We start from the raw sequence: 13,967 nt of genomic DNA on the forward strand, positions 1-13,967 counted from the left end.
AACTACACAAACGACATCAAAAGGTACTTTTTTATTACTTTTGCATCTGTTATGGGAGAACAACGAACGGAATCTTCACTATTTTCAACGCTCTTCGATCAATTCAGAGAGCCGTTCATCTTGTTTGCCAATTCATACGTAAGGGATATGGCTGCCGCAGAGGATATTTACATGGAGGCAATTATCCAGTATTGGGAAAAAAGAAAGGAGCTGCCTGCCGACACTAATATCCCCGGATACCTATTAACATCTGTAAAAAACAAGGCACTCAACCACTTACGACACCTGACCATCCGGACTGATGCGGAAGATCAGCTATATGACCACCGCCAACGTGAACTCAATTTTCGTATCTCTTCCCTCGAGTCGTGTGACCCGTCAGAGCTCTTCACTATCGAAGTAAAAGAGATCATCCGGAAAACACTGGATGAATTACCGGAACAGACCCGTACGATCTTCTTTAAAAGCCGGTACGAGAGTATGACCAACCGGGAGATCGCGGCAGAACTGAACCTCAGCATCAAAACAATCGAGTTCCATATTTCGAAAGCATTGAAACTATTTCGCAGCAGGTTAAAGGATTATTTGCCGTTACTTATGGTTCTGACCAAAATAGGAGAACTCTGATAATTAGCCGGACAGTCTGAAATAGAAATAACAGAGAAACTTAAACTTTCCGGCAGACAAATCGTTTATATAATAAAACGATAAGATTATGAGATGTATTAAGAAATGGGGAATAGCGTTGGCCGCAATTACAGCGAGTGCACAGTTCAGCCCGGCAGATGCCTGTACCAGAGTTGTCTATCAGGGAAAAGGGAATACGGTACTGACCGGACGGACAATGGACTGGAAAGAAGATAGCCGCAGTAACCTCTGGATATTTCCACGAGGAATGCAACGCAATGGCGAAATAGGTAAAAATCCATTGGAATGGACTTCTAAATATGGTAGCGTAGTTACTTCAGCATACGACATTTGCAGTACGGACGGGATGAATGAAAAAGGACTGGTAGCCAACCTGCTCTGGCTCGCCGAATCGGAGTATCCCCAATGGGACGGTAAGAAGCCGGGATTATCCATTGCTGCCTGGGTTCAATATATGCTGGATAATTTTGCGACAGTGGACGAAGCTGTCGATTTTGTTGAAAAAGGGACATTTGAAGTAGTATCGGATATGATGCCGGACGGAACCCGGATGGCGACATTACACCTTTCCATCTCTGATGATAACGGCGACAATGCCATCTTCGAATATGTGAACGGGAAACTGAACATCCACCATGACAAATCCTATCAGGTCATGACCAACTCACCTGTTTTCGACCAACAGTTGGCTTTGGACGAATACTGGAAGAATATCGGAGGAACGACTTTCTTACCCGGAACCAATCGGGCGGCCGACCGTTTTGTTCGCGCTTCTTTCTATATCAATGCCATACCGAAGGTAGAAGATACACGCATGGCAGTGGCTAGTGTATTCAGCGTGATCCGTAACACGTCGGTTCCGTTGGGTATTACGACACCCGACCAACCGAATATTTCGTCTACGATATGGAGAACCGTTTCCGATCAAAAGAATAAAGTCTATTATTACGAATCAACCATTCACCCTAATATATTCTGGGTTGATTTCAAGGATGTGGATTTTTCAGAAAAGGCACCGGTTAAAATGCTGGATCTGGTGGGCGGTAAAACCTATGCGGGTAATACGGCAGATCAGTTTGTCGTAACTGAACCATTCAAATTCCTGGGAGCTCATTAAGCTCCCTTTTTTATGCAATATCTTCACTCAACTTTACCCGCAGATCATTTTGATAGGTGTGCATGAACTTCTCCAGATTGAAGAATAAGCGGGAAAGGACTTTGAGGAAAGGATTTTTCATCCGAATGGTTTCCGTCGACGTAAAATGCGTCCCGCCTGTACTGGTTGCTTTCAATTCTCCTTTCCAGTGACCGGTGAATCCGTTCCCCCGGACAATATCGAACTCATACAAAGAATAAGGCTTTTTATGGGCAGTCCGAAAACGGATGACGGAGCCATTCTTCGCTATCTCATCCCAGACTTCTATCCCGTCATTTTCTTCTATAATGACAATTTCTTCCAGATCGCTGCGATAACCGTAATCGGCATTATTCGTCAGCGCATTATATACCTTCTCCGGCGATGCATTATAATAACATTCACTGGTTGCGGTCCTTTCATTCGGCAAAAGAAGTCCGATGATAAAAATCAAAGCGACAATCCCTGCCACGACAATAAAAAAATAGATAAAGAAAGACATCATTATAAGCTTATTTCTAAATAACTGAATCACTGATTGTTTACAAATATAACCAATTAAAAGAATATAACAGAAACATTCCCGATAAAATCCATACCGCCTTTTCGGAACCAACAAAAAAAGGTTTGCTTCGGGAGCAAACCTCTATAAACAATTAAAGCCTGTCTCACGACAAGCCCTAATCAAACTTTGTTAACCTTAAATCTAATACTATTATGAAAAAACCACAGTACAAAGATACGGCTGTAGCAAGTGTTTGTCAAGCTTTTTAGAGACAATATATGTTAAGCGGAAAAGCTTCTTTCGCCAAAAAGTGTTAGTGATGATAAAACTATATACAATACAGACAAAAACTGCTAAAATTAACAGTTAAAAGAGGCTTTTCCACCGAGATATCCGATATCGATCTAGAGCACCAACTCTTCAAATAATTTTCCGAACGTTGCCTCCAGATCGCAGGAAAAGCCGGGATGCGGGCGGGAAGTCTGTATCGAAGAACTCCGTACAGCCGTCAGCCAGCGAAAACGTTCGGGAATATCCATCGCAGCGATCGGACCAGCGCTTTTAGCACCCGAACAGATATGATCGAATACTTTCAGGCTGGCATACAACGAATCCATATCAAGCTCCGAGGAAAACAGACGGATCTTCTTCTCGTCCACCTGATAACGGGCCTTTATAAAACGGGCCTGTTTCGAGAACATGATAATGCCAACATTAATAAACTCCTCACGTTCCACCCGGGGAACAAAGCGGATAACGGCGTATTCATATAAGTGCTTTCCTTGCATCTTGCGCTTCTTTTATAAATGTTTCGGAATGGGCAATCCTTTCTGTCAAAAATTCCATATAGACTTCTCTTATCTCCTGCGGCGTACCGGGACTTTCGCTCCACTGCAACCAGTCGTCCGGGATCAGGGAGACGATCTCACGGATCTTTTCCGGAGTAAGCAGGCGTTTGAACTCGGCATTCACTTCTTCCAGCTTACCGGCCTCCGGCAACAAAGCATGATCCTTGATCTGGATAAACGGGCTCAAAGCATGTTTTCGCCAGTTCGACCATGAATAATGGAAGTAGAGCGATGCTCCATGATCGATCAGCCATAATTCCTTATGCCACATCAGCATATTGGTATTGCGGGTCGTACGGTCCACATTGGTCAGCAGGGCATCCAGCCAGACGATCTGCGACGCCAGCTTTTCTCCTACCTTATTAACTACCGGGTCGAATGTCAGTGCGCCCGACAAGAAATGCAAGCCCAGGTTCAGACCACGGCTGGCCTGCAACAGGTCTTGTATCTCCTCATCGCCTTCCGTTCTTCCGAAAGCCTCGTCCAGATTCAGAAATACCAGCTCCGGGACACGAAAACCCAGTGCACGTGCGACTTCGCCACCGATCAGTTCGGCAATAAGCGCTTTAGTCCCATGACCGGCGCCACGAAACTTTACAACATATTTATATTCGTCGTCAGCTTCAGCCAAAGCCGGCAACGAGCCGCCTTCCCGTAAAGGCATAATATATCTGACAACATTCGCTGTTCGCAATTCCATATTCAAATGCTTTTGACAAAGATAAAGATACTTCCTGTTTACACAAAAGAAACAATCAACATCTCTAAAACAATATAAACAGGCAGTTGTTTTAATTGAAAAGGCGTTATCGGATTATACAGGCTATAAAATCATTGGCTTATGTCGCATTCTTCCCATCATTTATTAAGAAGCAGGGAGCAGGAAAGAGCTTCCGTCTCCTATTCGGAACTGTTGTTCGACCTGATCTATGTCTTTGCTGTCACACAGCTGTCGCATTATCTGCTTCATCACCTGGACTGGCAAGGATATGTACAGGAAATCATCCTGTGGTTTGCTGTCTGGCTCGCCTGGCAACATACAACCTGGGTTACCAACTGGTTCGACCCCGAAACACGTTCCATCCGGATACTTCTGTTTATCCTGATGCTGGTCGGGTTGATCATGGCTTCGGCTATTCCCGAAGCTTATACAAGCCGGGGGCTGATCTTTGCTGCCTGTTATGTCGCTATCCAGTTAGGGAGGACAATCGTAATTGTCTTTCTACTGGATAAAAAGCACCATCTATCCCCTAATTTCAAACGTATATTGGGTTGGTTTTGTATCTCTGCCGTATTTTGGATAACAGGGGCATTCAGCGAAGGGGACACACGTATTCTTTTGTGGTTGGTTGCCGTCCTGTGCGATTATACTTCGCCTATGTTCGGCTTTTACCTGCCGGGACTCGGACGGTCTATTTCCAGTAAAGAGTGGACAATCGAAGGACAACATCTGGCTGAAAGAAGCCAGTTGTTCGTCATTATCGCTTTCGGTGAGACGATTATGATGACGGGGGCTTCACTCAGCGATTTTGAGATATGGGATTCTACAATTATCTATGCAGCGATCATTTCTTTCACCAATAGCCTGGCGATGTGGTGGATTTATTTTGATGTCAGCAGCGAGGCAGGCAGCCGGAAGATCAAAAAGATATCGAATCCCGGTTTGCTCGGCCTGAAATATCACTCGATACATGTGGTACTGGTCGGTGCACTGATCATCTGTGCGGTTGGCGACGAACTGGTTGTCAATCACCCGTTGGGAGAAATGACGACAGGCGGCATCTTTGCCATGGTGGGCGGACCGATCATTTATTTAATGAGTAATGCCATATATAAATGGATCACGTGCCAGTTAATCGCCTGGTCGCATGTGATCGCAATTCTTACATTAGCCCTTATAATTCCGTTCGCTCGCTTTTTCAATCCACTTCAATTGAATGGATTAACGGCACTGATATTTATCGCGGTAGTTATTTATGAAACCGTTAGGCAAGCCGGTAGATATTTCCCGGCAAAGTCCTGATCAAACCGTTCATCTCCAGTTCAAAGAGCAGAGACGACAGTTCACGGACAGACAGATTCAATGCAACTGCCAGTTGGTCGATATGCATCTCACCTCTTTCACGGAGAACGGTTATTACCGGTGCTGTCCGCTCATCTTCCCCGAAAAACAATTCAGTCTGAACAGGGAGAGGAGAAGCTGTTTCCTTTATATCCCAGCAAAGCGCCGAGATAAGGTCGGAAGCGGAAGTTATCAGCCCAGCCTTATTCTGCCGGATCAAGGCATTGCAGCCTTTCGAATGGAGATCGTTTACCCGACCGGGAAATGCGTAGACATCACGCCCATAGGAGAAAGCAAGATCGGCAGTGATCAGCGAGCCGCCTTTCTCGGCAGATTCTATGACGACCGTCGCATCCGCCATACCCGCAACAATCCGGTTACGCCGTACAAAGTGCGGCTTATCCGGTTCCGTTCCACTGCGAAATTCAGTCAGCAAACCTCCGCGGTCCAACATATCCACTGCTACGGAACGATGCGAAGGCGGATAAATACGATCCAACCCGTGAGCCAACACACCTACCGTCGGCAAGTTCGCTTTAAGCGCAGCCCGATGGGCACATACGTCGATACCATAAGCCAGCCCGCTTACGATCAGTAAGTTCGGGATAGAAAGCGAAAGGGTGTGTACCAGTTCGTCCGTCATCGCCCTGCCATACTCCGTCGCATGACGGGTTCCTACAATGCTGATAATGCGGGAAACATTCAGATCAGCACTCCCTTTGAAATAAAGAAGTACCGGAGCATCGGAGCACTCCTTCAAACGTTTCGGGTAATTCTCATCTGTCAGGAAATAACAGATGATCTGGTTCTTTTCAATAAAGGCTAACTCTTTTTCCGCTTGCAGAAGAACTTCCGGGCGTTTGATGGCAGCAGCCGTAGCCGTGCCGAAACCCGGAATCTTCTCCAATACTTGTTGTTTCTCCGTAAAAACGGCTTCCACATCGCCACAGGTTTGCAGAAGCTGACGGGCCAGGATATCTCCTACCCCGTTTATCATAGTTAAGCCAATTTGGTAAATCCGGTTGTCTGTCATAATCTATCTCATAGTTTATCCTGTATCCTTTTAAGCATTTCGTCGAAATATTCGCCGCGGGTCAGCTTGCCGTCCTGCACAACTACAGACTCGACTTTTCCCTTGGTTGCCAGCGCGCCGTCGGAAGCCCGGTAGATATCTTGTTCAAAAACCAGTTTCACTCCTTTCTTATACACATTCAGGCAAGATATATAACTGTCACCGCTCTTCAAAGATGTTTTATAATCTATCTCCACATGAGAGACGAAGCCGTCCACCCCTTTATCGTGCATGGCTCCGAAATTCTCGCCCAGCGATTCGAGGAACTCATGACGGGTATGCTCCATATAATGCTGATAGTTGGAGTTGTTCACTACTCCCTGCAGGTCGCATTCATAATCGCGTACCTTGTCTGTCAGTTTAAAAATATACTCTTTCATTATTTCAGTTCTTTATCGTTGTTAGGTACCATTTTATACAGGCGGTCGGAAGGGCGTACCTTTTCAGATACTTTGAAGGAGAAACGCTCGCCTTTTACGGTTTCTTCCACCGGCTTCAGATCGACACGTATCTCATCGATGGTCTGCATCACCGCACCGGTTGTCGGGCCTGTGATCAGAATCTCATCTCCCGCTTTCAGCGAGCCCGATTCCATTTCAAATTCAGCCACACCGATGCCGCTGAAGTATTTGATGCCTTTCGCCACATAGACTTTCTTTTTGGTCGAACCGGAACCATACTTACTGCTCCATTCACCCAAACGCTGTCCCAGATAATAGCCGTCCCAGAAGCCCCGGTTGAAGACGCTTCTCAAACGCTCATCCCACACGGCGATCTTTTCTTCATCATATGTTCCGCTGCAATAAGCCTTCACTGCTTCTTTATAACATTCAGTCACGAGACGCACATATTCCGGTCCGCGGGCACGGCCTTCGATCTTGAATACCCGCACGCCTGCATCCATCATCTTGTTCATGAAATGGATCGTTTTCAGGTCTTTGGGCGACATGATATATTGATTTTCTATATCCAGTTCGATATTGCTGTCCTTATCTTTCACCGTATATCCGCGGCGGCAGATTTGCATGCAAGCACCCCGGTTGGCAGACGCATTCATTTCATGCAGGCTCAAATAGCATTTACCGGAAACAGCCATACACAAGGCTCCGTGGGCAAACATCTCGATACGGATCAGTTCGCCTCTCGGACCGGTTATCTGCTGTTCTACAATCTGTTGATAGATTTCGGCTACCTGTTTCAGATTCAATTCGCGTGCCAGCACCACCACATCGGCAAACTGGGCGTAGAACCTCAGCGCCTCCACATTCGATATATTCAGCTGGGTAGACAGGTGAACCTCCTGCCCGATCCGGTTCGCATAGCTCATGGCAGCCACGTCTGCCGCAATAATTGCAGAGACTTCCGCTTCCTTTGCCGCATCGATAATTTCACGCATCAATGCCAGGTCTTCCCCGTAAATAACCGTATTAACCGTCAGATAACTCTTAATGCCGTGTTCCTTACAGATGGAGACAATCTTACGCAAATCGTCCGTGGTGAAATTATTGGAAGAGCGCGAACGCATATTCAGTCCTTCAATGCCGAAGTAGATGGAGTCGGCTCCTCCCTGGATAGCTGCCATCAACGACTCATACGAGCCGACCGGCGCCATTATTTCAAAATCTTTCTCGTTCAAAGCTGTTTGGTTTTAAATTAGAAACCACAAAGATACGGCTTTCTTCGCATACTTCTAAGATAAAACCAGTTAACTTTTATCTGGTACCGGATAATGTGTACAACGATATCACACATTTATTTTATTTCATTAGATTTTCTTTTCTTAAAATATCCGTATACTATAAATACAGAAGATTTATATAAAAATTCAGACAAATAATTTCCTACATTTATCTGTTAAATTTGCGGCATTTAACAAATTAAGACATATGATACAAGCAAAAGCAAGATGGATACAGCTGATGATGATTATTGGTTGTACGACAATGTGGATGACATCCTGTAAAAAAGAGACATCGGATGCACAGATGAAAGCATCTTACGCAACAATGAAAGTTTCAACAGCCAATAGGGAGCTGACCATGCCCTATTCAGCGTCTATTCGCGGTCGCCAAGATATAGATATTTATCCGCAAGTATCAGGAACTATCGAACGACTCTGCGTAACAGAAGGACAGGTTGTACGAAAAGGACAGTTACTTTTTGTAATCGACCAAGTACCTTATAAGGCCGCTTTGAAAACAGCTCAAGCCAACGTTGAGGTTGCAAAAGCAGCTTTAGGTACTGCCGAATTGAATTACAATAGCACAAAAGAACTGTTTGCCAAAAAAGTTGTTTCCGAATTCAATCTGAAAACAAGCCAGAACAATTACCTGACAGCCAAAGCGCAACTGGCACAGGCAGAGGCACAGGAGCTAAATGCCCAAAACAACCTTTCTTATACGGAAGTAAAAAGTCCGAGCGATGGAGTTGTCGGTATGCTGCCTTATCGTGCCGGAGCATTGGTCAGTGCCAATATTCCGCAGCCGTTGACAACTGTTTCCGACAATTCAAACATGTATGTGTACTTCTCCATGACGGAAAACCAGCTGTTGGCCATGAGCCGTCAGTACAAAAGCATGGATGAAGCGTTGGCCAATATGCCGGAAGTCACATTGAAACTGAACGACCAGTCTGTTTATGAGCAGAAAGGCAAAATTGAATCTATCAGCGGAGTGATCGACCGCAAAACCGGTACGGTAGGCGTTAGAGCCGTATTCCCGAATGAATCCCGCCTACTCCATAGCGGAGCATCCGGCAATGTACTCATTCCGCAAACCTACACAGACTGCATCGTTATCCCGCAAGGCGCAACAGTCCGTTTGCAAGATAAAACCCTTGTTTACAAAGTAGTCGATGGCAAGGCCGTTTCTACATTAATTACCGTTGCTGAAATCAGCGACGGCCGTGAATATATCGTACTCGACGGGCTTAAGGTCGGTGAAGAAATTGTATCCGAAGGAGCCGGATTGGTACGTGAAGGAACACAAGTAAAATAAATTAGCAAAATATGAAAGGAAATATTTTTATCAAACGGCCTGTTATGGCCATATCTATCTCCATTCTTATTTTGGCGATAGGACTCATTTCGCTCTTTACCTTGCCGGTCGAGCAATATCCGGATATTGCCCCTCCTACGGTCCATGTATCGGCAAGCTATACCGGAGCAGATGCTGATGCCGTGATGAACAGTGTCATTATGCCACTGGAAGAAAGTATCAATGGTGTGGAAAATATGATGTACATGACTTCCACAGCCACCAATGCAGGTTCGGCGACTATCGAAGTGTACTTCAAACAAGGGACAGACCCTGATATGGCAGCCGTCAACGTCCAAAACCGTGTAACAAAAGCACAAGGTTTATTACCTGCCGAAGTAACCCGTATCGGTGTCAGCACACAGAAACGTCAGACCAGCTTCTTACAAATCGATGCACTTGTCAGTTCAAACGGACGCTATGACAAGACATTCCTCGGAAACTACCTGGATATTAACGTTGTGCCACGTATCAAACGTATCGAAGGCGTTGGTGACGTTATGGAGTTGGGTGATACCTATAGTATGCGTATTTGGTTGAATCCCGAACGCATGGCTCAATATGGATTGATTCCCTCAGACGTAACTTCTATTCTGGGAGAACAAAATATCGAAGCACCTACCGGTTCATTAGGTGAAAACTCAAAGAATGTATTCCAATACACCATGAAATATCGCGGACGTTTGAAAAGCGTGGAAGAATTTCAAAACATCGTTGTCCGTGCCCAAGAAGATGGCTCCGTGTTGCGTCTGAAAGATGTGGCCAAAGTAGAATTGGGGACATTGAGCTATGGCTTCGACAGCCAGATGGATGGTAAACCAGCCGTGACCTTCATGATTTACCAGGTGGCAGGCTCCAATGCGACAGAAGTAAACGAACGTATTGCAGCCGAATTGAAAGAGATAGAAAAGGAATTACCAGCCGGTATGGAATTTATCACGATGATGAGTTCCAACGACTTCCTTTTCGCTTCTATATATAATGTAGTAGAGACATTGATCGTCGCCATCATACTTGTAATCTTGGTGGTATATTTCTTCCTTCAGGACTTCAAGAGTACGCTTATTCCTTCTATCGCCATCATTGTTTCACTGATCGGTACATTTGCTTGCTTAACAGCTGCCGGGTTCACAATCAACATCCTGACACTGTTTGCATTGGTGCTTGCCATCGGTACGGTGGTGGATGATGCCATTGTGGTGGTAGAAGCCGTACAAGCCAAATTCGATGCAGGTTATCAATCCGCTTATCAGGCAACAAAAGATGCGATGGGGGATGTAACCATGGCCGTTATATCTTGTACGTGTGTGTTTATGGCCGTGTTTATTCCTGTTACTTTTATGGGAGGAACATCCGGTATCTTCTACACGCAGTTTGGTGTAACTATGGCAACCTCCGTAGGTCTTTCAATGATTTGTGCCTTGACACTCTGTCCGGCTCTTTGTGCCATGATGATGCGTCCTAGCGATGGAACCAAGAGTGCCAAAAGTTTCAACGGACGGGTGCGCGCCGCTTATAATGCTTCGTTCAACGCCGTATTGGGCAAATACAAAAAAGGAGTGATGTTCTTTATCCACCACCGTTGGATGGTGTGGGTCGGTATGGTAGGAGCTATCGTCTTATTAGGATGGTTGATCAGCAGTACCAAAACAGGTCTTGTTCCTCAGGAAGACCAAGGAACTATCATGGCCAACGTGGCAATTGCTCCGGGTAGTACGCTGGCAGAGACAACCAAGGTGTTGGACAAGGTGGAAGACATCCTCAAAAACACCCCTGAGATAGAACACTACTCCCGAGTAGCCGGTTACGGTTTCCTGGCTGGTCAGGGTACATCTTACGGTATGGCTATCATCCGTTTGAAAGACTGGAGTGAGCGTAAAGGCAGCGAACATGTTTCCGATGCCGTAATCACCCGATTGAATGCACAATTCGCTCAAATCAAAGAGGCGCAGATATTCTGCTTCCAGCCGGGTATGATTCCGGGTTACGGTATGGGTAACTCCATTGAGCTTAACTTGCAGGATCGTACCGGAGGGGATATGGGCACGTTCTACCAAAAAGCCATGCAATATATCGGAGCATTAAACCAGCGTCCGGAAGTGGCTATGGCTTATACTTCGTATGCTATGAACTTCCCCCAAATTGCAGTGGATGTAGATGCTGCCAAATGTAAACGTGCGGGTATTTCACCTTCAACAGTGCTTGATGTACTGGGTAGTTATTGCGGTGGTGCCTACGTTTCCAACTACAACCAATTCGGAAAAGTATATCGCGTCATGTCGCAGGCTTCACCGGAATACCGTTTGGATGAACAAGCGCTGAACAACATGTTCGTAAGAAACGGTACAGAAATGGCACCGATTAGCCAGTTTGTAACGCTCAAACGCGTATTAGGCCCGGAAGTCGCCAACCGTTTCAACCTGTTTAGCTGTATCACAGTGAATGTAAATCCGGTTCCGGGCTATTCTACAGGTGAAGTACAGAAAGCTATTGAAGAGGTGGCCGCACAAATGTTACCTACAGGCTACGGTTACGAATATGGTGGTATGGCACGCGAAGAGGCTAGCAGCGGAGGTTCTCAAACACTCTTTATCTATGCCGTCTGTATCTTGCTTATCTACTTGATTCTGGCTTGTCTTTACGAAAGCTTCCTTGTGCCTTGGGCAGTTATCCTTTCCGTACCGTTTGGTTTGATGGGTTCATTCCTGTTCGCTAAATTATTCGGATTGGAAAACAACATTTACTTGCAGACTGGTGTAATTATGTTAATTGGTCTTTTGGCTAAAACGGCTATTTTGATTACAGAGTTTGCCATCGAGCGTCGCCGCCAGGGAATGGGCATCGTCGAATCGGCCTATTCGGCAGCACAGGCCCGTCTGCGTCCGATCCTGATGACCGTACTTACCATGATTTTCGGTATGCTTCCGCTGATGTTCGCTTCCGGAGCCGGTGCTAACGGTAACAGTTCATTGGGAACAGGCGTTGTCGGTGGTATGGCTGTCGGAACATTGGCCTTATTGTTTGTTGTACCGGTATTCTATATCATTTTCGAGTATCTGCAAGAAAAGATTCGTCCGCCAATGGAAGTGGAAACCGATATCCAAGTTGCGTTGGAAAAACAAAAAAGCAAGGATGAACGTGACGGTTTAAACAATGAAAAGAATTAAGACATGAAGAAAATAATTGTATTGACAACCGCAACTGCCTTACTTAGCAGTTGCGGCATATACACCAAATATCAACCGGCTACAACAACTCCGGATAATTTATACGGAGAAGAGGTGGTCGTCGACGATACGACCAACTTCGGTAATATCAACTGGCGGGAACTTTTTACAGACCCGCAGCTGCAAACACTTATCGAACAGGGGTTGCAAAACAATACAGACCTTTTGTCCGCCCAACTGAGAGTGGAAGAAGCGGAAGCATCATTGCTGTCGGCAAAACTGGCCTTTTTGCCTTCACTGACCCTTACTCCACAAGGAACAGTAAGCAGTTTCGATGGTGGCAAAGCAACTCAAACATATACATTGCCTGTCACTGCCAGCTGGGAATTAGACATTTTCGGACGTCTGCGCAATGCCAAGCAACAAGCAAAAGCGTTATACGCCCAAAGCAAAGACTATCAACAGGCCATACGTACCCAACTGATTGCCGGAATAGCAAACACCTATTATACGCTATTGATGCTGGACGAGCAGTTATTAATCTCTCAACAAACGGAAGAGTCCTGGAAAGAGGCGGTAGCTTCTACTCGTGCATTGATGGATGCCGGTTTAGCAAACGAGGCAGCCACTTCACAAATGGAAGCTGCCTACTACAGTGTGCAAACATCCATAGTCGACCTGAAAGAACAAATCAATCAGGTAGAAAACAGCCTTTCGTTATTGCTTGCTGAAACACCTCGTCGGTACGAGCGCGGCAAATTGGCAGAACAGCAGTTCCCGGAAGATATAGCTGTCGGAATCCCTATGCAGTTGTTGGCAAACCGTCCTGATGTCCGTTCTGCCGAACGTTCATTGGAACAGGCTTTCTATGCAACAAATCAAGCGCGTGCAGCTTTCTACCCCTCTATCGTGTTGAGCGGAAGCGCCGGTTGGACCAACTCGGCCGGAGGCATGATTGTCAATCCGGGTAAATTCCTGGCATCGGCTGTCGGTTCATTGACACAGCCCTTGTTCAACAAAGGACAAATCACAGCTCAATATCGCATAGCCAAAGCCCAGCAGGAAGAAGCTAGCCTGGCATTCCAGCAGGCTCTTTTGAATGCCGGAAGTGAAGTCAACGATGCATTAGTGGCTTGCCAAAGCAGCAAAGCAAAGACAGCCTTGTACGAGAAACAAATTACGTCTTTGGAAAAAGCGTTGGAGAGTACCTCCTTATTGATGGAATACGGAACAAATACCTATCTGGAAGTACTGACAGCCCGTCAATCACTGTTAAGTGCACAATTGTCACAAACCGCCAACCGATTCACCGAGATACAAAGCATGATAAACCTCTATCATGCGTTGGGTGGCGGTAGAGAATAAAGCAACATTTGAGAATTCATAATACTTTAACCAAACCTTAATTTACAATCGGTCCTGTTTCAATAAGAACACTTTGGTTTCTTAAAGAAACAGGACCTTTTATTGTAGGCAAAATTTATTCGTGCCTTTT

The 13,967-nt window shown here is 45.7% G+C and carries 12 protein-coding genes; 6 read left to right on the forward strand and 6 right to left on the reverse strand.

Annotated elements, in window-relative coordinates:
* Positions 1–51: 51 nt before the first annotated feature.
* Positions 52–627, forward strand: a complete 576-nt coding sequence (locus DWW23_RS16530; RefSeq protein ID WP_122354382.1) for an RNA polymerase sigma-70 factor — start codon at positions 52–54, stop codon at positions 625–627.
* A gap of 88 nt (positions 628–715) precedes the next feature.
* Positions 716–1,765: a linear amide C-N hydrolase gene (locus DWW23_RS16535; RefSeq protein WP_122354383.1), complete on the forward strand. Its 1,050-nt coding sequence runs from the start codon at positions 716–718 to the stop codon at positions 1,763–1,765.
* Positions 1,766–1,775: 10 nt separating this feature from the next.
* On the opposite strand, the gene DWW23_RS16540 is transcribed toward DWW23_RS16535, so the two are convergent.
* The 3 genes from DWW23_RS16540 to DWW23_RS16550 all read right to left on the reverse strand — a co-directional run bounded on the left by DWW23_RS16540 (position 1,776) and on the right by DWW23_RS16550 (position 3,836).
* Entirely contained in the window at positions 1,776–2,288 is a 513-nt protein-coding gene (locus DWW23_RS16540) for an SRPBCC family protein (protein ID WP_122354384.1), read from the reverse strand.
* A 404-nt stretch (positions 2,289–2,692) separates the two neighbouring features.
* Positions 2,693–3,076: a DUF3037 domain-containing protein gene (locus tag DWW23_RS16545; protein WP_122354385.1), complete on the reverse strand. Its 384-nt coding sequence runs from the start codon at positions 3,074–3,076 to the stop codon at positions 2,693–2,695.
* Complete coding sequence (locus tag DWW23_RS16550) at positions 3,054–3,836, reverse strand: HipA family kinase (RefSeq protein WP_122354386.1); 783 nt, start codon at positions 3,834–3,836, stop codon at positions 3,054–3,056. The genes DWW23_RS16545 and DWW23_RS16550 overlap by 23 nt, the downstream gene beginning before the upstream one ends.
* Positions 3,837–3,977: 141 nt before the next feature.
* Here DWW23_RS16550 and DWW23_RS16555 point away from each other — a divergent pair, with 141 nt between their 5' ends.
* Positions 3,978–5,159, forward strand: coding sequence for a low temperature requirement protein A (locus DWW23_RS16555; protein WP_122354387.1), 1,182 nt, complete (start codon positions 3,978–3,980; stop codon positions 5,157–5,159).
* On the opposite strand, the gene dprA is transcribed toward DWW23_RS16555, so the two are convergent.
* Genes dprA through DWW23_RS16570 form a run of 3 tightly spaced genes read right to left on the reverse strand, consistent with a single transcriptional unit; the run spans position 5,122 to position 7,906 of the window.
* Positions 5,122–6,231, reverse strand: a complete 1,110-nt coding sequence (dprA, locus tag DWW23_RS16560) for a DNA-processing protein DprA (RefSeq protein ID WP_122354388.1) — start codon at positions 6,229–6,231, stop codon at positions 5,122–5,124. The two genes, DWW23_RS16555 and dprA, sit on opposite strands and share 38 nt — an antisense overlap.
* An 8-nt stretch (positions 6,232–6,239) precedes the next feature.
* Positions 6,240–6,650 (reverse strand): thioesterase family protein, encoded by a 411-nt coding sequence (locus tag DWW23_RS16565; RefSeq protein WP_007655786.1) that lies wholly within the window; start codon positions 6,648–6,650, stop codon positions 6,240–6,242.
* A complete protein-coding gene (locus tag DWW23_RS16570) occupies positions 6,650–7,906 on the reverse strand; it encodes a peptidase U32 family protein (RefSeq protein WP_122354389.1) in 1,257 nt (418 codons plus the stop codon). The genes DWW23_RS16565 and DWW23_RS16570 overlap by 1 nt, the downstream gene beginning before the upstream one ends.
* 250 nt (positions 7,907–8,156) lie before the next feature.
* Here DWW23_RS16570 and DWW23_RS16575 point away from each other — a divergent pair, with 250 nt between their 5' ends.
* From DWW23_RS16575 to DWW23_RS16585, 3 genes are read left to right on the forward strand one after another with little or no spacing between them, the layout of a single operon-like run.
* The gene (locus DWW23_RS16575) at positions 8,157–9,266 is read left to right on the forward strand and encodes an efflux RND transporter periplasmic adaptor subunit (RefSeq protein ID WP_122354390.1); all 1,110 of its coding nucleotides are present in this window, start codon (positions 8,157–8,159) and stop codon (positions 9,264–9,266) included.
* An 11-nt stretch (positions 9,267–9,277) separates the two neighbouring features.
* On the forward strand, positions 9,278–12,472 hold the full coding sequence (locus DWW23_RS16580; protein ID WP_122354391.1) for an efflux RND transporter permease subunit: 3,195 nt from the start codon (positions 9,278–9,280) through the stop codon (positions 12,470–12,472).
* Between the two features lie 3 nt (positions 12,473–12,475).
* Positions 12,476–13,837, forward strand: a complete 1,362-nt coding sequence (locus DWW23_RS16585) for an efflux transporter outer membrane subunit (RefSeq protein ID WP_122354392.1) — start codon at positions 12,476–12,478, stop codon at positions 13,835–13,837.
* The last annotated feature ends 130 nt before the right edge of the window (positions 13,838–13,967 follow it).

It is taken from the genome of Parabacteroides sp. AF14-59 (assembly GCF_003479515.1).
Taxonomy (GTDB): Bacteria; Bacteroidota; Bacteroidia; order Bacteroidales; family Tannerellaceae; genus Parabacteroides; species Parabacteroides faecis.

What these genes read in the sequence shown, in the direction of transcription:
- DWW23_RS16545 (WP_122354385.1), bottom strand. Translation starts at nt 3,076, where the DNA reads ATGCAAGGAAAGCACTTATATGAATACGCCGTTATCCGCTTTGTTCCC.
- DWW23_RS16575 (WP_122354390.1), top strand. Translation starts at nt 8,157, where the DNA reads ATGATACAAGCAAAAGCAAGATGGATACAGCTGATGATGATTATTGGT.
- DWW23_RS16580 (WP_122354391.1), top strand. Translation starts at nt 9,278, where the DNA reads ATGAAAGGAAATATTTTTATCAAACGGCCTGTTATGGCCATATCTATC.
- DWW23_RS16550 (WP_122354386.1), bottom strand. Translation starts at nt 3,836, where the DNA reads ATGGAATTGCGAACAGCGAATGTTGTCAGATATATTATGCCTTTACGG.
- DWW23_RS16540 (WP_122354384.1), bottom strand. Translation starts at nt 2,288, where the DNA reads ATGATGTCTTTCTTTATCTATTTTTTTATTGTCGTGGCAGGGATTGTC.
- dprA (WP_122354388.1), bottom strand. Translation starts at nt 6,231, where the DNA reads ATGACAGACAACCGGATTTACCAAATTGGCTTAACTATGATAAACGGG.
- DWW23_RS16565 (WP_007655786.1), bottom strand. Translation starts at nt 6,650, where the DNA reads ATGAAAGAGTATATTTTTAAACTGACAGACAAGGTACGCGATTATGAA.
- DWW23_RS16535 (WP_122354383.1), top strand. Translation starts at nt 716, where the DNA reads ATGAGATGTATTAAGAAATGGGGAATAGCGTTGGCCGCAATTACAGCG.
- DWW23_RS16530 (WP_122354382.1), top strand. Translation starts at nt 52, where the DNA reads ATGGGAGAACAACGAACGGAATCTTCACTATTTTCAACGCTCTTCGAT.
- DWW23_RS16555 (WP_122354387.1), top strand. Translation starts at nt 3,978, where the DNA reads ATGTCGCATTCTTCCCATCATTTATTAAGAAGCAGGGAGCAGGAAAGA.
- DWW23_RS16585 (WP_122354392.1), top strand. Translation starts at nt 12,476, where the DNA reads ATGAAGAAAATAATTGTATTGACAACCGCAACTGCCTTACTTAGCAGT.